Genomic DNA, 24,482 nt, shown 5'->3' with positions numbered 1-24,482 from the left:
GATGAAAAACGATCAGGACCAGAACCGCACGTCTAGCTTCTTCGATTTCTTCATCCTGCATCCGGTGGCAACCGGGCTACTGATGACGGGCATTTTCCTAGTTGGCGCGATCTGCTACCCGTTCATGCCGGTTTCAGCGCTTCCGCAGATCGATTTTCCGACCATTCAGATTGCTGCCAATCTCCCTGGTGCTTCGCCGGAAACCATGGCCTCCAGTGTCGCGCAACCGATCGAACAGGCGCTCTCGCGTGTCAGCGGGATCACCGAGATGACGTCGAACAGCTCGCTCGGCACCACGTCGATTACGGTGCAGTTCGATCTCGATAAGAATATAGAGACCGCTGCAAGCGACGTGCAGACCGCGATCAGCGAAGCGGCGGGTGAGCTTCCCAAAGATATGACGTCTCTCCCCACGGTGCATAAGGCAAACCCTGCTGACGCGCCGATCATGCAGCTTTCGGCAACGTCAGATACGCTGACCCTACCGCAACTCGACGAGTATATTGAGCGCAACGTCGCTTCGAAAATCGGTCAGGTCTCAGGCGTGGCCTTCGTCAACATTGGCGGGAAGCAGAAACCGGCCATCCGCATCGCTGTCGATCCCGGTCGCTTGGCACAAGCCGACGTGACGATGGAGGATGTGCGCACTGCCATCGGCAATCTCAGTCTCAGTGCACCAAAGGGGAACATCGATGACCCGACACGCACATTTCCGATCTATACGAACGACCAGATTTCCAGCAGCGCGGAATGGAACGACGCCGTCATCGCCTATCGAAACGGCGGGCCGGTGCGTATTCGCGATATAGGGCAGGCGACGGACGGTGCGGAAGACAGCAAGATGGCGCACTGGACGAATGGCGAGCGTGGGATCGCGCTCGACGTTTTTCGCCAGCCAGGCGCGAATGTGATTGCTGTCGTCAATGCGGTGAAGGAGCAATTGCCCGCACTTCAGGCCTCGCTGCCGCCCTCGGTGAAGCTGGAGCTGGTGACCGACAGGACAACGACGATCCGCGCCTCGGTGACGGATATTCAATTCACGCTTATGCTGACCATTGGTCTCGTCGTTGTCGTCATCTTTCTTTTCTTGCGCAACCTGCGCGCAACACTCATTCCTGTGCTGACGCTTCCGATTGCGCTTGCGGGATCGCTGGCGCCTATGTGGCTTCTCGGCTTTAGTTTGGACAATCTGTCGCTCATGGCGCTGGTCGTCGCCGTCGGCTTCGTCGTCGATGATGCGATCGTCATGTTGGAGAACATTACCCGCCACATCGAAGACGGGGTTGAGCCGAAGCAGGCAGCGCTCCAAGGCACGCGGGAGATCGGCTTTACGATCGTATCGATCAGTCTGTCACTCATTGCCGTTCTGATCCCTATTTTGTTGATGGGTGGCATCATTGGTCGACTGTTTCGGGAATTTGCCGTGACGCTGACTGTTGCGATCGTCATTTCCGCCATCGTCTCGCTGACGTTGACGCCGATGCTGGCATCCAAATTCATCCGCCCAATCGAAATGGATCAGCGCAGCCGTTTCTATCTGGCGGGAGAGGCATTCTTCGACGGTTTGACGGCGCTCTACATTCGGAGCCTAAAACCAGTCATCCGACACCGCTTTTTGACGCTCCTCATTTTTCTCGCGACCATTGCAGTCACCGGCTATCTGTTTGTCGTCGCGCCCAAGGGCTTTTTTCCGGAGCAGGATACCGGGTTCATCGCTGGTCTTTCACAGGCTTCTCCCGACATATCCTTTACCGAGATGGCGAAGCTTCAGGAGCGCGTCAGCGAGATCATCATGAAAGATCCCGCCGTCTACAGTGTCTTCATGGATATCGGCGGTGGCAATGGTGGCAATGCGCTAAACCAAGGCCACGTCAACATTACCCTGAAGCCTCTGGAAGAACGTGGTGTGAGCGCGAAACAGGTCATCGACAGGCTGGGCACGGCCTTAAATGCGCAGCAGGGTATCAAGCTTTTCATGCAGTCGGCACAGGACATCAACATTGGTGCGCGCCCGGCGAAAACCCAATATCAGTTTACGCTCCAAGATGCCGATATCGCGGAACTGAGCAACTGGTCGGATAAAATCACCAGCAAGCTCTCTGGGCTGCCCGAACTGCGCGATGTCGGAAGCGATCAGCAAGCGGAAGCACCCAACCTGACGATCAAGATCGACCGCGCGGCAGCAACGCTTTACGGCGTGCTTCCTTCCACGATCGATGAAACGCTTTACGATGCATTCGGTCAGCGCCAGGTTGCCTCCTTCTCCAGTCAGACCGACACTTTCCGCGTCATTCTTGAGGTCTTGCCCGACTTGCAGCGAGACATTGCCACGCTCGATCGCCTCTCGGTCAGAGCAAGCAACGGGACGCTTGTTCCGCTTTCTGTGGTGGCGAAGTGGACGACGGACGGAACCTCTCCGGTATCGATTGCGCACCAGGGTCAATCGCCAGCGGTCACCATCTCGTTCAACCTTGCACCCAACGTCGCCCTGGGGAATGCGACGGCTGTGATTGAAAATGCCGTATCCAACATGCATCCGCCGGGGTCGCTTCAAACATCATTTTCCGGTAGCGCGAAGGCCTTCAAGGATTCGCTTGGCACCATACCTCTGCTCATCCTGGCGTCGCTGGTTGTCGTCTACATCATTCTCGGCGTGCTCTACGAAAGCCTTATCCATCCGCTAACGATCCTCTCGACTTTGCCTTCGGCGGGTCTTGGTGCGCTTCTGGCCTTGCAGGTGGCCGGCTTCGACTTTGGGCTGGTAGCCATGATCGGGGTCATTCTGTTGATAGGTATCGTCAAAAAGAATGGGATCATGCTGGTCGATTTCGCCATACAGGCAGAGGGGGAGGAGAGATTGTCGAGCGAGGAGGCGATCGTCAAAGCCGCTCAGATGCGTTTCAGACCAATTCTGATGACCACGATGGCCGCTCTTTTGGGTGGCATACCGCTCGCTCTTGGTCACGGATCCGGCGCGGAACTTCGGCAGCCGTTGGGCTATGCCATCGTCGGTGGCTTGATGGTCAGCCAGGTGCTCACGCTCTACACCACTCCCGTTATCTATCTTTTGCTCGATAAGCTAAGGCGCAGAAATGATGAGCCCGCTGGCGATGTCGCGACTGCCTGATCAACGGGATGACGTGCAGGAGCCAGCGTTAATCCACCATGGGTCTAGGAGAACAGTGTCTTTCGTAAGCTTGGGAGACAAGCGTCTGCCGCTTTCGCTGAGGAGCTACTTAACGATACGCTACGCTCGGCTATGATTGCCGTAGAGTAGAACGCCGCATGTGAGATCGGCTTGAACACGCACTGTGAAGCTCACATCTGGCCGCGGCTGCGACGCAGTTCGCGTATCGACCTTTTGAAGCCTCAGAGCTGACACGCTTGGCAAGACCGTTGACGGCAAAGACCTTTCAATGACCCTGAAAGTAAAAACCCCAGCGCGATACTGATCGCCATAAGGCTCACAGTATCGCGCTGGTGTCGGCTTCACATCTGACTATCGGTCGCGCGTCACAGACATCTCACCGAAGATACGAGCCATTTCCTTCTGAACGTCCCGTTCAGCTGCAGCTGGGGCTTCCGAGAACTTAGGCTCGGGGTGAGGATCCGGTGTGGTGCTATCCAGGTTTACCGCGGGTGCATTCGCAGGTACCGCGGATAAATCGGCGTTGGCATTGTTGCTCTTGGCGATCTCTGCCTCGAGGAAGCTTTCGAAATCACTTGTCAACTGGTCGCCAAAGACCGGCCCATTGTCACTGGCAGCGAGCGGTTCCGGTTTTGCGATAATCGGTGCCGCAGGAGCAGCGGGTGCTGTCGTAATAGGAGGTGCTGCCCGGTAGGCGGGGAGCACGTGATCGCGGGTAGCGTCGAGACCATCAATCGCGCTTTGCTCGGTCACGGACGGTTCACTCTGTGCTACCGGCCCAGGGTCTTGTGCCGTGACGGGCTCTGCCGTCAGCGGCGGTTCAAAAAAACTCGGTTCATAGGAGGCGGACACCAGCGGTGCGACAGTTGGAGTCATCGCTGATGTTGGGGAAGCGGCGGGTGGCTCGGAAACCACCGGCTCTGGAGAGGCTGAGGCGACAGGTGGCTTCGTGCCCTCATCCGCCTGCATCATGGCGGCCGCAACGATTGGAGTTACGACCGGAATGGCTGGGGCGATGGGCTCGCGGGCTAGCGCCCTGGGGGCTGGTGGCGTGACCGGTGCTGGGGTTTCCCGCACCGGGGACGATGTGGAGGGAGCTGCCGCTGAGACGGTAGGTGCCGGTGGCGTCGATTGGGGCTTTCGGACTGCGGGTTGCGATTGCGCTGGTATGGCAGCCGGAGCTGGCCTGCCTGCTGCCACGGCTGGGGCAGGCGAGGGTACAGGTCTCGCGGGTGCTGCGCTCATCACCGGCTTTTTGGGCTCTTCAGAAGCGGGATTCTTCAGTTCAGGGGGCACCGATGCTGCTGCTGGGCGAACATCCTCTTGCGGTGCCTGCACAATGCTGCGCTGTCGGTCTGCGGAGAGGCTGCGGTCTGCATCGCGCGCAATCAGAGCATCTTCCTGCGGATCGCGGACATCCTTCATGAATGGGATCGCACCAATACCACTTTCGATGACAATATCCGTCGGACCGCCAATCATCACCAGATGTTCCACATTGTCGCGACGAACGAGGACCAAGCGACGGCGTGCATCGACTGCGGTAGCGTCCAATACCTGAAGTCGTGGCTGCCGGTTTCGCCCGCCACGAATAAATGGCGCAGAGCCGCTGCGTCTGCGAATAAACCATAGGACGATGGCGAGCAGCAGCAATGCCGCACCAACGCCCACCACTGCAATAATCAGGCGATTGCCATATGCGCCAATGAAATCTTCCATAATGCAGCCGGTCCCTTCAGCCATTTCGTGCAGCGGAAATGTACCCGCATTACATTTGTTCACAGAACGTGACCGGAAAAGACGATTTTTTTTCGCTCGGCACAAGAATTTATCCTGTTCGTCCACGAATTTGCTGCAAGTTTGACGAAAGCACCTGACTATAGAGCTTGTCTCAGAGCCCGCAGCTTGCCGATATCGTTATTGGTTGTGCATGGGCGGCGCTTATAGATGGACGAAGCTTTTTGATATTTATGCAAATTGCTACAAGGATATAGAAGCGATTCCGTGCGAGGCGGCTGTTTTTCGTCATGTCACAACAGCTAGTGGTCTGATTTTGACATTTGCTACCGCTTGCAGAGGACTCGAGAGCAAATGTCAAAATCTTCAAGACCACTAGTAAGTTTTTGTTTCTAGTGGAGTTTGCGAACTTGACATCTGATTCTCGAGATCGCCGCGTATGGGTAGCAAATGTCAAATTCATCCCACCAGCAGAACTGCAAGGGTAAAAACCTCGATGACCAAGGTGCGTCAAACCACTGATAACGACTTCCCCTTGGTGGACAGGCGTGGGCGTTCCGCCACCGTGCTTCGCATCCTGCTGCTGGCTCTTGTGCTTGTCGCTGCGGCCGTAGCTTTCGTTTATTTCAAGGATTCTCTTGAGAACGAGATCGTGCTCGGCATTCTGGGCGTGCTCGCCATGCTTGGGATTTTCTTCCTCGTCTCTTCGGTAATTGGTTTTATAGAGGTCATGCCACAGTCGCAGTCCGACGGAATGGCGCGGCGGTTTCTCTCGTCGCATCCCGATGGCACACTGATCACCGATACCAAGGGGCGTCTGGTCTATGCCAACGCCACCTATTGCCAGATGACCGGCGCGACAAGGGCGACGGACATACAGAGCCTTGAACAACTTCTTTCGCGTGACCGGGAATCGACGGAAGCGCTCTATCGCCTCATCAACGGATTGCGTGAGGGACGGGACGGTTACGAGGAGTTCCGTCTTCTCAAGCCTCTCAGCCAATCAGCAGCCGGCCAGCTTGGCCCGCGCTGGTTCCGGCTCAAGGCGCGCTTGCTGAAGGAGGTCAACGGCCAGGATCTGCATGTCTTTCAGATTGCCGATATCACTGCCGAGCGCGAGGATCAGGAACGTTTCTTCCGCGAATTGCAAAACGCCATCGATTATCTCGACCACGCCCCCGCCGGCTTCTTTTCCGCTGGCCGCAAGGGCGATATCGTTTATCTCAACGCCACGCTGTCCGAATGGCTCGGCATCGATCTTGCGCAGTTCTCCCCAGGCTCACTGAATGTCTCCGATATCGTCGCAGGCGAGGGCATGGCGCTGATCGAGTCGGTTCAGCCACACGCGGGTAGCAACCGGACCGAAATGCTCGATCTCGACATGCGTCGGGTCAACGGACAGAGCATGCCAGCACGCCTCGTTCACCAAGTGACGGCGGCGCGCGACGGCGCCCCTGGTGAAAGCCGGACACTGGTTCTGATGCGGCCCAAAGGGCAAGAGAACGCGGAATCGTCATCGGCGATGCGGTTCACCCGCTTCTTCAACAATACGCCAATGGCCATCGCGTCGTTGGATGGCGAGGGACGCATCTTGCGCACCAATGCGCCGTTCCTGAAGCTTTTTTCTGGTGTCGTCAGTCGCGATGATATCGAGAATGCCGTTCCCTTTGAGACGGTGCTGCATGATAATGAGAAGGCGAAGCTCGCCCATGCTATGAGCGCCGCCAAGGATCGGCAAGGCGATATTCCGCCATTCGACTCTCGCCACCCAAAGGATGAGGCGCGTCACTTCCGATTTTACGTCAATGCGGTGATTGACCAGAATGACGAGGCGCCGGAAGAGATGGCGATCGTCTACGCCATTGAGGTGACCGAGCAAAAAGCGCTCGAAACCCAGATGGCGCAGACGCAGAAGATGAATGCCGTCGGCACGCTGGCGGGCGGTATCGCGCATGACTTCAACAATGTTCTGACCGCCATTCTGCTGTCGTCAGATCATTTGTTGCTGCAGGCACGGCCGGCGGATGCGAGCTTTGCCGACCTGATGGAAATCAAGCGCAATGCCAACCGCGCCGCCGTATTGGTTCGGCAATTGCTTGCCTTCTCACGCAAACAGACAATGCGACCTGCCGTGCTCAATCTGACCGACGTGATCGGCGATCTGCGCATGCTGGTCGACCGGCTAATCTCCGGTACCAATGTAAAGTTGGAAGTGGATTATGGGCGCGATCTCTGGCCGGTAAAGACCGACCTGTCACAGTTCGAACAGGTGATGATCAATCTCTGCGTCAATGCCCGCGACGCGATGCCTGATGGCGGCAAAATCAAGGTGACCACGCGCAATCTCCTGGCCTCGGACGTTGCGGCTTTCGGCAAGAGCGAGCTTCCGGCCGAAGACATGGTGATGGTCGAGGTTGCCGATACCGGTACGGGTATTCCGCCCGAGATCATGGACAAGATTTTCGAGCCCTTCTTCACCACCAAGGAAGTGGGCAAGGGAACAGGACTTGGCCTTTCCATGGTCTATGGCATCGTCAAGCAGTCCGGCGGCTTCATCTATCCGGAATCGGAAGTTGGGAAGGGAACTGCTTTCCGTATCCTGCTACCGCGCCATGTCGTCGAGGCTGTGCAGTCCGTGCCGGTTGCCGAGGGTGCAGAGGGCCAGCAGGCGGCGCAAGCCGTCGTTGCAAAGCCCGAAACCAAGGACGAACCGCTCGATCTTACCGGCAAGTCTGCCGTGGTACTGCTGGTGGAGGACGAAGAGGCGGTACGCCGCGGTGGCAAACGCATGCTGGAAACGCGCGGCTATACTGTCCACGAAGCCGGTTCCGGCACCGAAGCGCTGGAGGTGATGGAGGAGCTTGAAGGCAAGGTGGATATCGTTGTCTCCGACGTCGTCATGCCCGAGATGGACGGTCCTTCGCTGCTGCGCGAGCTACGCAAGTCCTATCCCGATCTCAAATTCATTTTCGTGTCCGGCTATGCCGAAGATGCTTTCGCCAAGAATCTGCCGGCCGATGCCAAGTTCGGGTTCCTGCCAAAGCCGTTCTCGCTGAAGCAGCTTGCGGTTGCTGTGCGTGAAATGTTGGACGGTGAGAATTAATTCGCCACGCATTGGGGCTTCAAACTGGTCTCTAAATAACCGTCTAGTGACGGCGCAGCGATAAAGGGCCGCGCAACTTTCGCACAATTTCTCCGCTGTATGTTGAAATATGGGAGGGAGGCTCACCCTTGAGCCTGAACCCGTCAGACATCTTTCTACATTTCGCCGGATGCAAACAGATTAGTGATTGCAGTGCAGCGCGAGGGGCTTAAAATCGACTAATACAGACCTAAATAAGAAGAGGCGAAATTCTTGCTCGCACCCTTCATCGCTTGCGGGTTTGATTTTGGAGAATGATGAAAAATGATCGTTAAGTCGATCTACATGCAAGGCGACAGCGAAGGGGAGGACGGCGGTACGAACCGCGGCACGTCTGTTATCACCCGCACCAAGCCTAAGACGAAACGACCGAATTTGTACCGTGTTCTTCTTTTGAACGACGATTACACTCCCATGGAGTTCGTCATTCATATTCTGGAGCGTTTTTTCCAGAAGGACAGGGATGCCGCCACCCGCATCATGCTGCATGTCCATCAGCATGGTGTCGGTGAATGTGGGGTCTTTACTTATGAGGTCGCAGAGACAAAAGTAAGCCAGGTCATGGATTTCGCCCGACAGCACCAGCATCCGCTGCAATGCGTCATGGAAAAGAAATGAGGATCGCAACGTGCCAACTTTTTCCCCGAGTCTCGAGAAGGCGCTGCACCAGGCACTGACCTTTGCCAATGAGCGTCACCACGAATATGCGACGCTCGAACATCTGCTTCTTGCGCTGCTCGATGACGTCGATGCAGCCGCCGTCATGGGCGCATGCAATGTCGATCTCGACACCTTGCGCAAGACGGTGATCGACTATGTCGACAATGAACTCTCCAATCTCGTGACGGGATATGACGAGGATTCCAAGCCGACATCGGGCTTCCAGCGTGTCATTCAGCGCGCCGTCATTCATGTCCAATCGTCCGGCCGCGAAGAAGTGACCGGTGCCAACGTACTCGTCGCGATCTTCGCCGAGCGCGAAAGCCACGCTGCCTACTTCCTGCAGGAGCAGGAAATGACCCGCTACGACGCGGTGAACTACATCTCTCACGGTATCGGCAAGCGTCCTGGCTCTTCCCAGACCCGCACGCCACGCGGTGCGGATGAGGGCGAGAACGAACCGAAGGCTGCCCGTAACGGTGGCGCGGAGGACGATGCGTCCGGCGCTAAGAAGCAGCCCGATGCGCTGAAGGCCTATTGCGTCAACCTTAATGACAAGGCCCGCAACGGCCGGATCGATCCGCTGATCGGCCGTCATGAAGAGGTCAACCGCACGATACAAGTTCTCTGCCGTCGTTCGAAGAACAACCCGCTTTATGTCGGCGATCCAGGCGTCGGAAAGACAGCGATTGCCGAAGGTTTGGCGAAGCGTATCGTCGAAGGCAAGGTGCCCGAAGCGCTGATCAACGACACCATCTTCTCGCTCGATATGGGCACGCTGCTTGCCGGTACGCGCTATCGCGGCGACTTTGAAGAGCGCTTGAAGCAGGTCGTCAAGGAACTGGAAGAATTTCCGGGTGCCGTGCTGTTCATCGACGAGATCCATACGGTGATCGGCGCCGGTGCGACATCCGGCGGTGCGATGGATGCGTCCAACCTTTTGAAGCCTGCTCTGTCTTCCGGCGCGATCCGTTGCATCGGTTCGACGACCTATAAGGAATACCGGCAGTTCTTCGAGAAGGATCGTGCGTTGGTGCGTCGTTTCCAGAAGATCGACGTCAACGAGCCTTCCATCGATGATGCCATCGAAATCATGAAGGGCCTGAAGCCCTATTTTGAAGAGTATCATCATCTTCGCTACACGAACGAGGCCATCAAGGCTGCTGTGGAGCTGTCGGCCCGATACATTTCCGACCGCAAGCTTCCCGATAAAGCAATCGACGTGATCGATGAAACGGGTGCGGCTCAGATGCTGCTTCCCGCCTCCAAGCGTCGCAAGCTGATCACCGAGAAGGAAATCGAAGTCACGATCGCGACCATGGCACGCATTCCGCCGAAAACGGTCTCGAAAGATGATGAGATGGTTCTTGCCAATCTCGAGCGGGAATTGCGCTCGGTGGTTTACGGTCAGGACACGGCCATCGAAGCACTCTCCACCGCCATCAAGCTGGCGCGTGCGGGTCTTCGCGAACCGAACAAGCCAATCGGCTCCTATGTCTTCTCCGGTCCGACCGGCGTTGGCAAGACCGAGGTCGCCAAGCAGCTTGCATCGTCGCTGGGTGTTGAAATGCTGCGCTTTGACATGTCGGAATATATGGAGCGCCACACGGTCTCTCGTCTGCTGGGCGCACCTCCCGGCTATGTCGGTTTCGATCAGGGCGGTCTTCTGACAGACGGTGTCGATCAGCATCCGCACTCCGTCGTGCTGCTGGACGAAATCGAGAAAGCCCATCCGGATATCTACAACATTCTGTTGCAGGTCATGGATCACGGGTCTCTAACGGATCATAACGGCAAGAAGATCGACTTCCGCAACGTTATCCTGATCATGACGACGAATGCGGGCGCGTCGGAGATGGCAAAGTCTGCCATCGGCTTTGGTTCGTCCAAGCGCTCGGGCGAAGATGAAGAGGCATTGAACCGCCTGTTCACACCGGAATTCCGCAACCGTCTGGATGCGATCATTCCGTTCTCTCCGTTGCCGACCGCGGTCATTCACAAGGTGGTTCAGAAGTTCGTTATGCAGCTTGAAACCCAGCTGTCCGAACGTAACGTTACCTTCGATCTGCACGACGATGCCGTCGCTTGGCTTGCAGAGAAGGGCTATGATGAGAAAATGGGTGCGCGTCCACTTGGACGCGTAATCCAGGAACACATCAAGAAGCCGCTGGCAAACGAGATCCTCTTCGGCAAGCTGAAGAAGGGTGGCGTCGTCAGCGTCAGCCTGGACAAGAAGGAAGACGGCAAGGACGGCCTGAAACTCGACGTGTTGCCAGAGACGGCACCTGTCAAGCCGAAGCCTGAAGCTGAGCTGAAGGCTGCGAAGTCTCCTGGCAAGGCGAAAGCCAAGGCCTCCAAGGTTGAGGAGCAATCCGAGGTTTTGGTGGCAGATGCCGACAAAAAGGATGACGATGCCAAGCCACGTCGCAAGGGCAACACCGTTCCGAAGGTCCCGAAGAAAAAGTGATATGACGTAACGGAGACATTCCGGATAAGCGGCGGGGAAAATTCTCCGCCGCTTTTTCTTTTGCCTCAACTCTCGACGTCTACGCGTTGGATCGTGAGGGGTGAGGATGGCACGAGAGCCAAATCTCTGAGATTGTTGGACAGCCTTTCAAACCGCTTGCGTCATTTTAGACGCGCAGATCTTGAAAAGCGTGATAGACAAGCGTCGGCTTGTGCTGAAGCATCCAACCGCTTCTCCCAAGTCCTGCCAAATTATCGATTGCATCCGGAACTGCCGATGTCTGCATATGATGACACGCATTCTCTTCCTCTCTGGTTTGCAAGAGGAATGATGGGAATATTTTCGCTTCCTGCGCTTATTCTCATGACGTCTTTTGTAGGGTTCAGCGCCTTTGCGCTGGAGTCCGGCGTCACGCGCGGAGAGGCGGTCTTTATGACGCTGACCATCTGGGCCTTACCGGCCAAGATGATTTTGATTGGGTCGATGGTCAGCGGAGCAGGGATGGCGGCGTGTTTCCTGGCGGTGACATTGTCGTCGATCCGTATGATGCCCATGGTGGCGTCCATCGTACCGGATATGCGGACAGCAAAGACACCCATATGGCTGCTGCTGTTCCTTTCGCATTTTGTGGCGATTACGGCCTGGGTTTATGCGACGCAAAATCTGACGAAAGTGCCTCGCGAAGCGCGAGTGGCGTGGTTTGCAGGGTTCGGCATCACTCTCACGCTTATCAACGCGGCGATCGTTGCTATCTGCTACGGCGTGGTCGCTGCTTTCCCGCCGCTTGTCGCCGGCGTGCTGTTCTTCCTGACGCCAGTTTATTTTATCTCCTCCATATGGGCCTCAGCGCGGCACTCAGTCGTCAAGGTGGCCTTCATCATCGGGGTCATCGGTGGGCCGCTATTCGCCATGATCGAGCCTGAGTTTGACATTCTCTACGCTGGCATTGGCGGGGGAACGCTTGCCTACCTCATCGACCGCTTCTGGTTTCGTCGCAAGATTGTCCCATCATCGACGGAGGGTGAGCCATGACAGACGTGTGGTGGGCCCCCTATCTCTTCATCGCTCTTGCCGGTTGGATCGCCACCGACATCTGGCGGTGGCTTGGGGTGGTGGCTGGAAACAAGCTGAAGGAAGACTCGGAGGCTTTGCATTGGGTGAGGGCAGTTGCCACGGCGCTGGTGATGGCGGTGACAGCGAAACTCGTCGTTTTCCCAACGGGGGCGCTGTCCCACTCGCCTATGGAGCTTAGAATCGGTGCTGCTCTCATCGGATTCATTGCGTTTCTTGCAAGCGGTCAGCGCGTCATCGTGGGGGTTATCGTGCCGATCGCAGTCCTCGCGGTTGGCCTTCTCCTCCTTGGTCTATAGAGGATGTTAAGTCTGGCGCCCTAACATCTTGCTGCGTATTTCCAGCAAGGATTCTTCCGTTGTATTTTCTAAGGGCAGAACGCTTCGTCTTTTCGATCATATGCGCGCTGTTTGCCGTCGATCTTGTTCTAGTCGCGGTCAAAGGCGTTGGCTTGGATGTCGCTGGTTACAGCCTGTCACTGGTAATTGGCGGTGGACTGCTCCTTCTTGGCCACATTTACCGATCGAAGAAGAGAGAGGAGAGGATGGCTGCCGCACTGATCTCGGCAAGTTTGTTCATCCTGTTTTCCATCTGCGGTTCTGTTTTCAATTACATGTTTCTGCCGATCCAATATCCGACGATCGACCACGCACTTATTCATATCGATGGCGTGATTGGATACGACTGGCGCAGTGCTGTAGAACTTGTGGCGCACGTCCCGTTGATCGGGAGGGCACTCTTCATCGTATACACGACATCGCTGCCGCAGCTTTTGCTCACGATCATCATCTTAGGTTTTAGTGGCGACTATCGACGGCTCCAACATTTCCTGCTGACGGGTGTGCTCGGGGCTCTCGCGGGTATCATCTTTTGGATTTTCTTTCCAAGTTACGGTCCCAGTGCCTATCAAGATTTGCCCGAGTGGGTCCTTGAGACTATTCCTCTCGCCGTCACCCCGTACTACGGGAAGGAGTTGATACAGCTCGGCGGTGAAGGACCAACTTATCTAAGTCCAGCCTCCGTCCTTGGCTTGATTGCATTCCCGTCGTTTCACATCTTCATGGCGGCCATGTCAGTGTGGTTCGTTCCTCGTTATCGCTTCCTAGTAGCGGTTTCTATCGCTATCAATCTGACCATGATCCCGGCCGTGCTCGTACAAGGCGGTCATCACCTTTGTGATATTGTTGGGGGAATGCTCGCCTTCGCGTTTATCTGCCCGTCGGCTCGTTGGCTTCTTGATCGAATGGAAGCCGACGGGCATGAATCCGCGCGTCCGTCTCCAGGCGTTGAGACGCAAACGCCAAACTAAAAAAGGGAGCGTCGAACGCGCTCCCCCAACTTCCGATATGCATGCCCTCGTTAGTGGACGGTCAAGACGTGTGCTCGGCTGCTTGCGAGCAGGAATGCCTCTCGGGCTGCTTCAAGATCACAGCGGCCAGCCACTGCATCCAGGCACTGCTTTTTGGCTAATTCGTATTCGGGACCGTGCTCGTCGGGCCAGCGATATGTGAGCATCTCAAGCGCTACGAGCGGGCTGTATATTTCTATAGCCGCGCACATGGGTAGATGGACTGCGACAGGCTTGCACCACTGCGCGTGATGGCAAGGCTCTGAGTTATGAATAAGCATCGCGTTCTCCTCTCTCACCGCGCACGACTAACCCCAGCCTCACGATTCGGTTCCCGATCACGTAAAAAGTGAACACATTAGGGGTTTCTTTTTTTCAAAGATGAATGGAAAATGAACGAACACATGAACCGGAGATGAACAAAAGATCTGTTCGCGCGTTAACACTGCTCTTAATGAAGGAGGCCCGATTATGTTCAATCTGTCTGGAATTCAGGAAAGCTTTTTCGGCGACCGCATGGCTGGCGTTTGTCAGGCAATCACATCTGCTCTGGCCTTCGAATCGGGCCTTGAGAAATCCAACATCTCAGCAACAGCTGAAAACGACGTTATCTATCTGCAGGGAACTGCCGATTCCGTCGAGGCGATCGAGACGGCCATTAGTCTGGCGTCGTCCATTTCGAACTGCCGTATTCTTAGCCATGTAGAGCCAGTTTACTGAAAATCAAGAGCCGGGCCTAGCTGCCCGGCTTGATCGTAAACAAATATGCTGGTGAAGACTGGGTTGCATATTTCGCACCCATCTAACAAGGCGCGTTGGCGATCTCTCGCCCGGATTATTTAGAGATTTTATCTGATCTGTGCTGTTCTCACCGTGTCGCCAACGGTGATACCGAGCTTCTTCGCAGCGCCGCCATTCAGTTCCAGAACATAGCGCACCGGTCCATTTGAACTGATGATGTCCTCAGAATGGGGCACCGCGTTTGTGTGGATGTGGGTGATTTTTCCTGCCTTGGAAATGAAGAGCATGTCGAGTGGGATGAAGGTGTTCTTCATCCACATCATGACATCTCTGTCTTCTTTGAAATCAAACAGCATCCCGTGATCGTCGCTCATGGACTTGCGAAACATCAGCCCTTGCTGGCGCTGACTGTCGCTGTTCGCGACTTCCACCGTGAACGTTTGTGTTTTGCCCGCAGTGCTGATGATCTCGAGCTTTTCGCTTGGAAAGGTCTCTTGAGCCGTGGCGCCTGCAAGAGACGCCACAAAAAAGAGAAGCGCCCAAAAGGCGCTTGTAATACAACGAATGTCAGAGCGGGTCATCAGTGCGCCATTCCAATTCTGGCTGGATTGTCGGGATGTACCTCGGCAGCCATCAACCCCTTGTCGCCATCACCGTAGCGCACAAGAACCACCTGTCCAGGACGAAGCTCGGTAAGGCCGAAGCGGCGCAGTGTTTCCATGTGGATGAAGATGTCCTCGGTTCCTTCGCCACGCGTCAGGAAGCCGAAACCCTTGGTCCGGTTGAACCACTTGACGATGGCGCGCTCGAGGCCGCTGTGGGGCGTCACGTGAACATGAGTACGAACCGGCGGCATCTGGGATGGATGAACAGCCGTCGACTGATCCATTGAGAGAATGCGAAACGCCTGATAGCCACGGTCCCGCCGCTGGATGAGAGCAACGATCCTCGTGCCCTCCAGAATGGTCTGGTAGCCGTCGCGCCGCAGGCAAGACACGTGCAGAAGGACGTCCTGCATACCGTTGTCCGGCACAATGAAGCCGAAACCTTTTGCCACGTCGAACCATTTAACGACGCCGGTGATCTCGATCAGGTCAACGGCATCGCCAGAAAAATCTTCGAATTCGGCGACGCTCTTCGACGACATTCTATCAGCCATTTTGCCCAGCCCCTCAATACGCACCACTACCGGTCAACTGATTCCCTACTAAGAGATTAACATTGCAGTAACGGTTATACGCAAGTCCTAGTTTTCAGTTTCAAGAGCGGTTTTTAACGATCAGGGCTTGCTCAAGGCTGACGGGCATCGTCTAAAACGTTTCCGTCTTCGCGTTAAAAGCTCTAGGGTCGCGCCCCTAAGCCGAACGTTACATATGAGAGGAATATATAATGCGTTATCTACACACCATGGTTCGTGTCAAAGACCTGAAGGCGTCGCTCGAATTCTACTCTGACATTTTCGGTTTGCAGGAAATTCGCCGCATTGAAAATGAGAAGGGCCGGTTTACCCTCGTATTCCTCGCTGCGCGCGACGACGTGAAAGCGGCAACGGAGAACAAGGCACCGGCTCTCGAGCTGACCTATAACTGGGACACCGAGGATTACGGCGGCGGACGTAATTTCGGTCATCTGGCCTATGAGGTGGACGATATCTACGAGATCTGCGCCAAGCTGCAGGCAGCTGGCGTCACCATCAACCGCCCGCCGCGTGATGGGCATATGGCCTTCGTTCGCTCGCCCGATGGCATCTCCATCGAGATATTGCAAAAGGGCACAAGCCTGGCACCAGCCGAGCCATGGATATCTATGGCGAACACCGGTTCCTGGTAAGACCGCAGGCAGACACGCAATCCTCCGCGTTTCGCCGTGGTCGACCAGCGAGTCCTGTAGTTTCGGTTTGGCGTGAAGCGCTGACGAAATGGGAGGGTTTTCGGTGCGGTCATAGCGCAGGACGCGGAGGTTTTTCCTTTTGAAAATGGAGACTGGTCAGCAGCGACGACGATCGCGCGGCGCAGTAGCGATCGCCTCATCAGTCGCCGTGTCGCTCCTATTGCTATCGGGTTGTGTTTCGTCAAAGACAGATGGCAAGGATGTTGCGGCGGTTCTAGACCCGGCGGCTCTGGCACCCGAGCAAGCCTCAGTTGGAACGCAGTCCGCCGCGCCTGCCGATGGGCAGGCTGCTCGACCGGGTTACGTCGATCCCAGAATGGTGTCGGCGGCTACCGGTAAATCAGCAGCTCAATCCATGCAGAGCGGCGCATCACAGGCGCCACAGCAGCAGGCAGTCGAGAACAGCCCGAACCAGCCAAATGGGGCGTATGCCATGCAGCCAACGGGTGTTGCTGCTGGGTCCCAAAGCATTTTCTCCGGCGGCGCTGCGCAAACTGGCCAAGCAGATATGGACAGCGTTCCAGCCTATGCTCCAACGCGGCGGATCGTGCCCGCTCTGAAGAGCGTTTATTCTTCCCAAGGCCACGCCCCTGTGGAGCCTGCACCGCAAACTCCTCAAGACCAGTCGTCCAATGCAGTTCCTGCGGCTTCCACCACCGTCCCGACAAATTCCCTTGCGAGCGACAAGTCCTCGCCGGACGAGGAGCCGTCGCAGGGTCCGCAGAACATCCCAATGGCCGCCGCCTTATTCGCTGGCGTTCCCAAAAAGCGTGGTGCAGTGGGACAGGATGCTGTAGTGGCACCAGGTGGCTTGGCGCAGCCCGCCGTTGCCTCCAGCCGTAAGGCTTCGGTGTCTTTTGACGAAAGCCATCTTGACGACGATGACGACAAGCCTACCGGTTTGATGAAACTGGCATCTATGTCTGGATTGACGCGTATCGCACCCAATGGGCTCGTCTTGCAGACGAACCAAGTGAATGTCGGATGCCTGAAGCCAGAGCTTGTCCGTCGGATCAAGCAGCTCGAATCCCATTATCGCAAGCCCGCGATCATCACTTCCGGCTACCGCCCGCCGAAGGGCGCCACGCACGGATCGAAGCACTTCACCTGTGAGGCGGTGGACATTCAGATCAAGGGCATCTCAAAGTGGGATCTTGCAGAGTATTTGCGCTCTTTGCCCGGGAGGGGCGGCGTCGGCACCTATTGCCACACGGAATCGGTTCATATGGATATAGGTGAAAGCCGGGACTGGAACTGGCCTTGCCGTAGAACCAGCACCAGCAGCTGATCCGGCCAAGCCCATCAACGCCGCGCCAGTTTTTAATGTGTCGAAGCTGCCCTGTCGGCCAGCATTCGTACCAGGACGTCTGATTGGGAAATCATCCCCGCGAGTTTGTGATTGGCGTCCACCACCGGCAAATAATGCAGGCCCTGTTCGGCGAAGATGACAATGGCGTCCTCGATGGCCGTCTTCGGCGAGACTGTCTTTACAGGGGACGTCATGATGTCTTTGACCGTGTCATTGGGTGCTGGCTTGCCAGTGCCAATTAGTCGTAACCGTTGAAGGAGGCCGATGCGTGGGCGGCCATTGGTCCAATTCGCCTTGTCGAGGAAATCCGTCTGGGTGACGATACCCACGACTTCCGCCACATCGTTTGTTACAGGCAGTGCTTTGACGTTGCGGCTGCGCATCAGACCATGGGCGTTTCTCAGCGAATCGTCTGGCGCTACGCCAATGACATCTCGGGACATGATGCTGGCGCAATCGAGATGGGTCGCGCGTCGGCGATAGGACCGGAGCTCTGTGCGGCGCAGAATTGTTTCAAGGTCGTCACGATCGATGTCGAGAACCTGGTCATAGTCCTTCAGCACGTCGTCCAGATCGGCAGAGGAAAAGCCGATCCGCTCTCTCGGTGCTGGATCCTTCATTCCATGCGCTGTCGCTTGGGGACGGATGGAATGCGGGTAGGGCCGTCCGGTAAAATTGTTATAGAGGACCGCGAGCACCAGAAGCGCCACCGAATTGCCAAGGACCGGCCAGAAAACGAATCCGTAGCCAAGGTCGTGGATCGCAGGGCCGCCCAGAACAGCGGTCAGTGCCACCGCCCCGCTGGGCGGGTGAAGGCATCGCAGGCTGATCATCGCACCGATAGCAATTGCAATTGCCAGAGCGGCAGCGAAAACGGGCTGAGGCACGATAAGAGCGATTGTGACGCCGATCAGCGCCGCAACGGTGTTACCGCCAAGGATCGACCACGGCTGCGCCAGTGGACTGGAGGGGACGGCAAAGAGCAACACGGCAGACGCCCCCATGGGCGCGATCAAGACAGGGAGTGAAAGACCCGCGCCGACGACGACGTATCCGATCAGGCTTGCGAGGAGGATGCCGATCCATGCGCCTGCACTTGCACGAAAACGCTCCTTGTAGCTGACGGGTGTCGCTTCCGGCAGGATGAGCCGCAACAGGTTTTTCATTTTCTTTCCAAATGCAGATGGCCTTCGGACTGGGCTTTTACCCAGAAATGAAAATTCTGTCGCGGAGATATCGCCTTTAAAATCAGCCGTTCATGACAGATTTTACTCCGTCCACCACGAACTGGACGGAAAGCGCTGCGAGCAGCACACCGAGCAGGCGAGTGAGGATGGCGCGGCCGGTGTTGCCGAGGAAGCGGTCCAGCCGATCGGCTGCAAGCAGCGCGGCAAAGACGATGACCATGCTGAAGGCGAGCAGCAATATGAAGAGGGCTTTATCGAAGCTCGTCTCCATCGTGCCGGAGATCAGCACGGTGGCGGAGATTGCGCCCGGACCGGCGATGAGGGGCAGTGCCAAAGGGAACACAGCGATGTTCTGGATGTGATCCTGGGTGACCGCGACTTCGGACGTCTTCTCCTTTCGCTCCTGCCGCTTCTCGAAAATCATTTCGAAGGAAATCCAGAAAAGCAGTAGACCACCGGATATCCTAAACGCGCCAAGCGATATGCCGAGCAGTTGCAGGATGGACGCGCCGAACAGAGCGAATACGGCGAGGATTCCGAAGCCGATCAACGAACCTCGCAAGGCAACCTGTCCGCGCTGAGCGCGGGTCATGCCCATGGTCAGCGCCAGGAAGACAGGTGCCAGTCCCGGTGGATCGAGTGTGACGAGCATTGTCGTCAGGGCATTGATGAAGAGTTCCGTGCTTGCCATGCCTTCCCCTGTTCTGATCCCACCCGGTTCCTGGCGTTTACAGGTGTCTGTGACCTGTTTTAGCGTAATGCTCGGTAAGAGGAAGCGCTATTGGAACCCCCGGCCTCGGCTTTTGCTCTGATGCCTGCAGAAAACTGTGTATCGTCTTGTAAATGACGTAAAAGACTGTTCAAAACCGGCGGAGAAATTGGCGTGCGGACGCCATTTCCGTTATAAAAATCCATCCGATTCTTAACAGAGAATGTGATCCGTTTTGACTGACCAGAGCCCCCCCGGCGGCGGAAAGCTTCCGCCAGGCATTGAACCAATTTCCATCATGGAGGAAATGCAGCGGTCGTATCTCGATTACGCCATGAGCGTTATCGTCTCGCGCGCGCTGCCTGATGTCCGTGACGGGTTGAAGCCAGTTCATCGCCGTATTCTTTATGGCATGTCGGAACTCGGCATCGACTGGAACAAGAAATACGTCAAATGCGCCCGCGTCACCGGTGACGTGATGGGTAAGTACCATCCGCACGGCAACGCTGCTATCTACGACGCATTGGCCCGTATGGCGCAGGATTGGTCCTTGCGCCTTCCTCTCATCGACGGCCAAGGCAATTTCGGCTCTATCGATGGCGATCCGCCAGCAGCCGAGCGTTACACCGAATGCCGCCTGCAGAAGGCCGCGCATTCGCTGCTCGATGATCTGGACAAGGAAACCGTCGATTTCCGAGACAACTATGACGGCACCTTGCAGGAGCCGGTCGTGGTGCCTGCCAAGTTTCCGAACCTTCTGGTCAACGGGGCAGGCGGCATCGCCGTCGGCATGGCGACGAATATTCCGCCGCACAACCTGTCAGAAGTTATCGATGGCTGTATCGCGCTCATCGACAAGCCGGAAATCGAGCTGCCGGAACTGATGCAGATCATTCCAGGTCCGGACTTCCCGACGGGCGCGTTTATCATGGGCCGCTCCGGCATTCGCTCAGCTTATGAAACGGGCCGTGGCTCGGTCATCATGCGCGGGCGCGCCACCATCGAGCCGATGCGCGGTGACCGCGAGCAGATCATCATCACCGAAGTTCCCTTCCAGGTGAACAAGGCGTCGATGATTGAAAAGATGGCCGAACTGGTGAAGGAAAAGCGCATCGAGGGTATCTCCGACCTGCGCGACGAATCCGACCGCCAGGGCTACCGTGTCGTGGTCGAACTGAAGCGCGACGCCAATGCGGAAGTGATCCTCAACCAGCTTTACCGCTACACGCCACTGCAGACCTCGTTTGGCTGCAACATGGTGGCGCTGAACGGCGGCAAGCCGGAGCAGATGACGTTGCTCGACATGCTGCGCGCTTTCGTCTCCTTCCGTGAGGATGTCGTCAGCCGCCGCACCAAGTACCTGCTTCGTAAGGCGCGCGACCGTGCGCATGTGTTGGTGGGTCTCGCTATCGCCGTCGCCAATATCGACGAAGTCATTCGCGTGATCCGTCAGGCGCCGGACCCGGCCTCTGCCCGTGAAGAGCTGATGACCCGCCGTTGGCCAGCAGCCGAAGTGGAAAGCCTGATCCTTCTGATCGACGATCCGCGTCACCGCATCAACGAAGATGGCACCTATAACCTCTCGGAAGAGCAGGCCCGCGCGATCCTCGAACTGCGCTTGGCACGCCTAACGGCACTTGGCCGCGATGAAATCGGCGACGAGTTGAACAAGATCGGCGCCGAGATTAGCGAATACCTCGAAATCCTGTCCTCGCGCATCCGCATCCAGCAGATCGTCAAGGACGAGCTTGCCGCCATTCGTGAAGAATTCGGCACGCCGCGCCGCTCGGAGATCATCGAGGGCGGCCCTGACATGGACGATGAAGACCTCATCGCCCGCGAAGACATGGTCGTGACCGTGTCGCATCTGGGTTACATCAAGCGCGTGCCGCTGACCACCTACAAGGCGCAGCGCCGCGGCGGCAAGGGCCGCTCTGGCATGGCAACGCGCGACGAGGACTTCGTCAACCGTCTCTTCGTCGCCAATACCCACACACCGGTTCTGTTCTTCTCCTCGCGTGGCATCGTCTACAAGGAGAAGGTCTGGCGTCTGCCGATCGGTACGCCGCAGTCCAAGGGCAAAGCGCTGATCAACATGCTGCCGCTGGAAGCCGGTGAACGCATCACCACCATCATGCCGCTGCCTGAAGACGAGACGACCTGGGAAACCCTCGACGTGATGTTCTCCACCACGCGTGGAACGGTTCGTCGCAACAAGCTTTCCGACTTCGTTCAGGTCAACCGTAACGGCAAGATCGCGATGAAGCTCGATGAAGAGGGCGATGAAATCCTCTCCGTCGAGACCTGCACCGATCGGGACGACGTGTTGCTGACGACGGCGCTTGGCCAGTGCATCCGCTTCCCCGTGGACGACGTGCGCGTCTTTGCTGGCCGCAACTCTGTGGGCGTGCGCGGCATCAATATGGGCGAGGGCGACCGGATCATTTCGATGACCATCGTCAGCAGCAGCGATGCAGAGCCTTGGGAGCGGGCAGCCTATCTCAAGCGGTCCGCAGCAGAGCGTCGTGCGGCAGGTGTCGATGAGGAAGATATCGCGCTTGTTGGCGAGGAGGTCACGGAAGAGGGTGAACTCAGCGAAGCCCGCTATCAGGAACTCAAGAGCCGCGAGCAGTTCGTTCTCACCGTCTCCGAGAAGGGTTACGGCAAGCGTTCGTCGTCTTACGACTTCCGCACCTCGGGACGCGGTGGCAAGGGTATCCGCGCGACCGATACGTCGAAGACGTCGGAGATTGGCGAACTCGTCGCAGCCTTCCCCGTCGAGGATAGCGACCAGATCATGCTGGTCTCCGATGGTGGTCAGTTGATCCGCGTGCCCGTCAACGGCATCCGTATCGCCAGCCGTGCGACAAAGGGCGTCACCATCTTCTCCACCGCCAAGGATGAGAAGGTTGTCTCCGTCGAGCGCATCAACGAGCCGGAAGGCGAAGATGAAGTCGAGGCGCTGATCGAAGGCGCTGAGGATCTGACCAGTGGCGACGCGGCTCCTGCGTCCGACACGGACGGTTCTGCCGAGTAAGCTGTGGGGTGTGGCGCCAGCCGCCGCATCCTTTTTCAAACGGTCGCTCTAGGATCGAACCCGGAAATGAAAAAACCCTGCGAAACGAAGGTTTCGCAGGGTTTCTTTTTGAGCCGCCGTTTCTCAACGAAGACGGAGATGCACAGGCGCCCGGCCGGATGGTCCATCAATATGAAGATGGATTGTCGCATCGGGCTGGTTGCTGCGCCACGCGCGAGCGCCGTGGCAAAGCAGGAGATTGACCAGATCACGGGTCTTATGCCTGGATCTGTTGAGCCCGATATCGGCAATTTTCATCGCCGCTTCGTGTATTGGATGAAGCACCGAAGCGGACTGACTTCTGCCTTTGCCGGGTGCGATGTCCAGGTAGTTTTCATTGATCGCCATCTGTAAAGCCTCGTTACTCAATACAATTCGAGGAGTGGGCAGGCCATGTTTTACAAACGTCATGGCCTGTCCTGGAACAGTCGGTTGGCCTACTGGAGCGAAGCCCAGCAGCTGACACCATTTCTTCTTCAGAGCATTGCATGCGTTGACTGCATCATTCTGACCGTCGAAGCCACCGAAACGGGCGCGATACATCTGGGCGCCGTCCTTGGTGAATGCGACCGTAAATGGTTTGGCGGTACGCAATACATTTCCGCCTTTATCCTGCGCTGCCTGAAGCAGGTTGCGCGCGGAATTCTCGTCTGGGGATGCGCCGATCTGGATGACCCAACCAGTACCTGCAGCGGGAGCTGCGGGAGCCGAAGGGGCCGTAGAGGCGGTTACGATATTATCGACCTTCGTGGAATTGGTGACCACGGAACGATCCGGTTTCATGCTGACTGGAGGAACAGGCTTTACCGGAGCGCGCGGACGTGTTGCGACATCCATCGCGGCAACGGCCGCATTGGCAGGCGCTGAGGCAAATGCGGAGACCGGTGCCTCGTCGCCGTAACGCTGCTGGGGAACAGGACCAGCATTTGGAAGACCTGAGGTGGGCGAGGTAGCGGCCACGACAGCAACGGGTTCTTCAATCGGAGCCGACGGCGTTGCCGCAATCAGGTTGCTGTTGCCTCCGCGCGAAGCCTTAGGCAGATATTCTGCAACGAGCTTGCGCATTGTGGCGTCACGGGCGGCACTCGAACGTCCTCCGAGGACGACTGCCACGATAGAGCGGCCGTCAAGCTGCGCCGAAGTTGCAAGGTTGCTGCCAGCAGCGCGGGTGTAACCCGTCTTGATGCCGTCGACGCCGCGAACCGTACCAACAAGACGGTTATGGTTGCCGATGACCTGCTTGCCGAATGTGAAGGTGCGGGTGCTGAAATAGCCGTAATATTGCGGGAAATGCTGACGGAGAGCGATGCCGAGGCGGGCCTGGTCGCGCGCCGTTGTCATTTGCGCAGTATTAGGAAGACCGTTCGCATTGCGATAAGTGGTTCGGGTCATCCCAAGCGCACGGGCTTTTGCCGTCATCATTCGTGCAAAACGGTCTTCCGAACCCCCGACATATTCGCCAAGTGCAGTTGCCATGTCATTGGCAGACCGTGTTACGAGAGCGAGAATAGCTTGCTCGACCGTTACGGAACCGCCGGCGCGAACGCCAAGCTTCGATGGAGGCTCCTTGGCGGCATTGGCAGAAACCGGAACCTTGGAGTCGAGCGTGAAGCGTCCGGCATTCAAGGCTTCGAAGGTAAGGTAAAGCGTCATCATTTTCGTCAAGGACGCCGGATAACGCAGACCGTCGGGGTCTTCGCTGTAAAGCACCTTACCCGTCTTGGCATCGATGACGATGCCAGCATATTTCGGGTCAGCCTTCGCCACCTGCGTGGCGGAAACGGTCGTTGTCGCCACAGCCGCTGCGAACAGCAAAGCCTTTACAAAAGAGGTCGCGCCTACTGCGCGACCAAGCGCCTCAGATAGTTTTTTCAACACAGTTGAACTCTTCAATCGCATGCCACAGATCCGTCCGACACGCCCCGCCAGACAATTTCACGTTTCGAAATTTAGGCGAATGACGTTACCAAGTGGTTTATGAATCGTATGCGTGAATC

At 56.9% G+C, this 24,482-nt stretch carries 18 protein-coding genes and 1 pseudogene; 11 read left to right on the top strand and 8 right to left on the bottom strand.

The features are described from left to right. Position 1 precedes the first annotated feature (1 nt). The gene (locus QE435_RS21165; protein ID WP_349042568.1) at positions 2-3,127 is read left to right on the top strand and encodes an efflux RND transporter permease subunit; all 3,126 of its coding nucleotides are present in this window, start codon (positions 2-4) and stop codon (positions 3,125-3,127) included. 372 nt (positions 3,128-3,499) lie between these two features. On the opposite strand, the gene QE435_RS21160 is transcribed toward QE435_RS21165, so the two are convergent. Beyond that, positions 3,500-4,867: a flagellar biosynthetic protein FliO gene (locus QE435_RS21160; protein ID WP_349042567.1), complete on the bottom strand. Its 1,368-nt coding sequence runs from the start codon at positions 4,865-4,867 to the stop codon at positions 3,500-3,502. 514 nt (positions 4,868-5,381) lie between these two features. Between QE435_RS21160 and QE435_RS21155 the strand changes: the two genes are divergently transcribed. From QE435_RS21155 to QE435_RS21130, 6 genes are all read left to right on the top strand, one after another. Then, the gene (locus QE435_RS21155; protein WP_349042566.1) at positions 5,382-7,988 is read left to right on the top strand and encodes a response regulator; all 2,607 of its coding nucleotides are present in this window, start codon (positions 5,382-5,384) and stop codon (positions 7,986-7,988) included. A 303-nt stretch (positions 7,989-8,291) separates the two neighbouring features. Continuing rightward, positions 8,292-8,645 (top strand): ATP-dependent Clp protease adapter ClpS, encoded by a 354-nt coding sequence (gene clpS, locus QE435_RS21150; RefSeq protein WP_062427364.1) that lies wholly within the window; start codon positions 8,292-8,294, stop codon positions 8,643-8,645. A gap of 10 nt (positions 8,646-8,655) precedes the next feature. Beyond that, positions 8,656-11,154: an ATP-dependent Clp protease ATP-binding subunit ClpA gene (clpA, locus tag QE435_RS21145; protein ID WP_349042565.1), complete on the top strand. Its 2,499-nt coding sequence runs from the start codon at positions 8,656-8,658 to the stop codon at positions 11,152-11,154. A gap of 276 nt (positions 11,155-11,430) precedes the next feature. Continuing rightward, entirely contained in the window at positions 11,431-12,186 is a 756-nt protein-coding gene (locus tag QE435_RS21140) for an AzlC family ABC transporter permease (protein ID WP_349042564.1), read from the top strand. After that, complete coding sequence (locus tag QE435_RS21135; RefSeq protein ID WP_349042563.1) at positions 12,183-12,524, top strand: AzlD domain-containing protein; 342 nt, start codon at positions 12,183-12,185, stop codon at positions 12,522-12,524. The genes QE435_RS21140 and QE435_RS21135 overlap by 4 nt, the downstream gene beginning before the upstream one ends. 59 nt (positions 12,525-12,583) lie before the next feature. Further along, positions 12,584-13,534 carry a phosphatase PAP2 family protein gene (locus QE435_RS21130; protein ID WP_349042562.1) on the top strand — a complete coding sequence of 317 codons (951 nt, stop codon included), beginning with the start codon at positions 12,584-12,586 and terminating at the stop codon, positions 13,532-13,534. Between the two features lie 50 nt (positions 13,535-13,584). Here the strand turns inward: QE435_RS21130 and QE435_RS21125 are convergent, their stop codons facing one another. Further along, a complete protein-coding gene (locus QE435_RS21125) occupies positions 13,585-13,854 on the bottom strand; it encodes a DUF982 domain-containing protein (protein ID WP_306932937.1) in 270 nt (89 codons plus the stop codon). Positions 13,855-14,044: 190 nt separating this feature from the next. On the opposite strand from QE435_RS21125, the gene QE435_RS21120 reads away from it, so the two are divergent. Next, positions 14,045-14,293 carry a BON domain-containing protein gene (locus QE435_RS21120; RefSeq protein ID WP_062427358.1) on the top strand — a complete coding sequence of 83 codons (249 nt, stop codon included), beginning with the start codon at positions 14,045-14,047 and terminating at the stop codon, positions 14,291-14,293. Positions 14,294-14,421: 128 nt separating this feature from the next. Here the strand turns inward: QE435_RS21120 and QE435_RS21115 are convergent, their stop codons facing one another. Both QE435_RS21115 and QE435_RS21110 read right to left on the bottom strand, forming a co-directional pair. Then, positions 14,422-14,895 carry a DUF192 domain-containing protein gene (locus tag QE435_RS21115; RefSeq protein ID WP_349042561.1) on the bottom strand — a complete coding sequence of 158 codons (474 nt, stop codon included), beginning with the start codon at positions 14,893-14,895 and terminating at the stop codon, positions 14,422-14,424. Beyond that, entirely contained in the window at positions 14,895-15,473 is a 579-nt protein-coding gene (locus QE435_RS21110; protein WP_306932933.1) for a cold-shock protein, read from the bottom strand. The genes QE435_RS21115 and QE435_RS21110 overlap by 1 nt, the downstream gene beginning before the upstream one ends. A gap of 230 nt (positions 15,474-15,703) precedes the next feature. Here QE435_RS21110 and gloA point away from each other — a divergent pair, with 230 nt between their 5' ends. Then, positions 15,704-16,144, top strand: coding sequence for a lactoylglutathione lyase (gene gloA, locus QE435_RS21105; protein WP_349042560.1), 441 nt, complete (start codon positions 15,704-15,706; stop codon positions 16,142-16,144). Positions 16,145-16,289: 145 nt separating this feature from the next. Further along, the gene (locus QE435_RS21100) at positions 16,290-17,492 is read left to right on the top strand and encodes a D-Ala-D-Ala carboxypeptidase family metallohydrolase (RefSeq protein WP_349042924.1); all 1,203 of its coding nucleotides are present in this window, start codon (positions 16,290-16,292) and stop codon (positions 17,490-17,492) included. A 32-nt stretch (positions 17,493-17,524) separates the two neighbouring features. Here the strand turns inward: QE435_RS21100 and QE435_RS21095 are convergent, their stop codons facing one another. Together QE435_RS21095 and QE435_RS21090 are read right to left on the bottom strand one after the other, a co-directional pair. Further along, a complete protein-coding gene (locus QE435_RS21095) occupies positions 17,525-18,679 on the bottom strand; it encodes an HPP family protein (protein WP_349042559.1) in 1,155 nt (384 codons plus the stop codon). Positions 18,680-18,761: 82 nt separating this feature from the next. After that, a complete protein-coding gene (locus QE435_RS21090) occupies positions 18,762-19,391 on the bottom strand; it encodes a MarC family protein (protein ID WP_349042558.1) in 630 nt (209 codons plus the stop codon). A 253-nt stretch (positions 19,392-19,644) separates the two neighbouring features. On the opposite strand from QE435_RS21090, the gene gyrA reads away from it, so the two are divergent. Continuing rightward, positions 19,645-22,446: a DNA gyrase subunit A gene (gene gyrA / locus QE435_RS21085; protein WP_309771086.1), complete on the top strand. Its 2,802-nt coding sequence runs from the start codon at positions 19,645-19,647 to the stop codon at positions 22,444-22,446. Positions 22,447-22,569: 123 nt separating this feature from the next. Here the strand turns inward: gyrA and QE435_RS21080 are convergent, their stop codons facing one another. Together QE435_RS21080 and QE435_RS21075 are read right to left on the bottom strand one after the other, a co-directional pair. Then, the gene (locus tag QE435_RS21080; protein WP_349042557.1) at positions 22,570-22,896 is read right to left on the bottom strand and encodes a hypothetical protein; all 327 of its coding nucleotides are present in this window, start codon (positions 22,894-22,896) and stop codon (positions 22,570-22,572) included. 26 nt (positions 22,897-22,922) lie between these two features. Then, positions 22,923-24,384 (bottom strand): annotated as a pseudogene (locus QE435_RS21075) (D-alanyl-D-alanine carboxypeptidase). Positions 24,385-24,482: the final 98 nt, after the last annotated feature.

The sequence above is a fragment of the Agrobacterium sp. SORGH_AS 787 genome (assembly GCF_030819035.1).
Taxonomy (GTDB): Bacteria; Pseudomonadota; Alphaproteobacteria; order Rhizobiales; family Rhizobiaceae; genus Agrobacterium; species Agrobacterium larrymoorei_B.
Note: the sequence above shows the minus strand (reverse complement) of the source record. Positions and strands in the feature narration are given on the sequence as shown.

Excerpts from the sequence above, each read along its gene's own strand:
- QE435_RS21165 (WP_349042568.1), top strand. The coding sequence starts at position 2 with ATGAAAAACGATCAGGACCAGAACCGCACGTCTAGCTTCTTCGATTTC.
- QE435_RS21090 (WP_349042558.1), bottom strand. The coding sequence starts at position 19,391 with ATGGCAAGCACGGAACTCTTCATCAATGCCCTGACGACAATGCTCGTC.
- gloA (WP_349042560.1), top strand. The coding sequence starts at position 15,704 with ATGCGTTATCTACACACCATGGTTCGTGTCAAAGACCTGAAGGCGTCG.
- QE435_RS21100 (WP_349042924.1), top strand. The coding sequence starts at position 16,290 with ATGGAGACTGGTCAGCAGCGACGACGATCGCGCGGCGCAGTAGCGATC.
- QE435_RS21140 (WP_349042564.1), top strand. The coding sequence starts at position 11,431 with ATGTCTGCATATGATGACACGCATTCTCTTCCTCTCTGGTTTGCAAGA.
- clpS (WP_062427364.1), top strand. The coding sequence starts at position 8,292 with ATGATCGTTAAGTCGATCTACATGCAAGGCGACAGCGAAGGGGAGGAC.
- QE435_RS21125 (WP_306932937.1), bottom strand. The coding sequence starts at position 13,854 with ATGCTTATTCATAACTCAGAGCCTTGCCATCACGCGCAGTGGTGCAAG.
- QE435_RS21080 (WP_349042557.1), bottom strand. The coding sequence starts at position 22,896 with ATGACGTTTGTAAAACATGGCCTGCCCACTCCTCGAATTGTATTGAGT.
- QE435_RS21115 (WP_349042561.1), bottom strand. The coding sequence starts at position 14,895 with ATGACCCGCTCTGACATTCGTTGTATTACAAGCGCCTTTTGGGCGCTT.
- QE435_RS21095 (WP_349042559.1), bottom strand. The coding sequence starts at position 18,679 with ATGAAAAACCTGTTGCGGCTCATCCTGCCGGAAGCGACACCCGTCAGC.
- QE435_RS21120 (WP_062427358.1), top strand. The coding sequence starts at position 14,045 with ATGTTCAATCTGTCTGGAATTCAGGAAAGCTTTTTCGGCGACCGCATG.
- QE435_RS21155 (WP_349042566.1), top strand. The coding sequence starts at position 5,382 with ATGACCAAGGTGCGTCAAACCACTGATAACGACTTCCCCTTGGTGGAC.
- QE435_RS21110 (WP_306932933.1), bottom strand. The coding sequence starts at position 15,473 with ATGGCTGATAGAATGTCGTCGAAGAGCGTCGCCGAATTCGAAGATTTT.
- QE435_RS21135 (WP_349042563.1), top strand. The coding sequence starts at position 12,183 with ATGACAGACGTGTGGTGGGCCCCCTATCTCTTCATCGCTCTTGCCGGT.
- QE435_RS21160 (WP_349042567.1), bottom strand. The coding sequence starts at position 4,867 with ATGGAAGATTTCATTGGCGCATATGGCAATCGCCTGATTATTGCAGTG.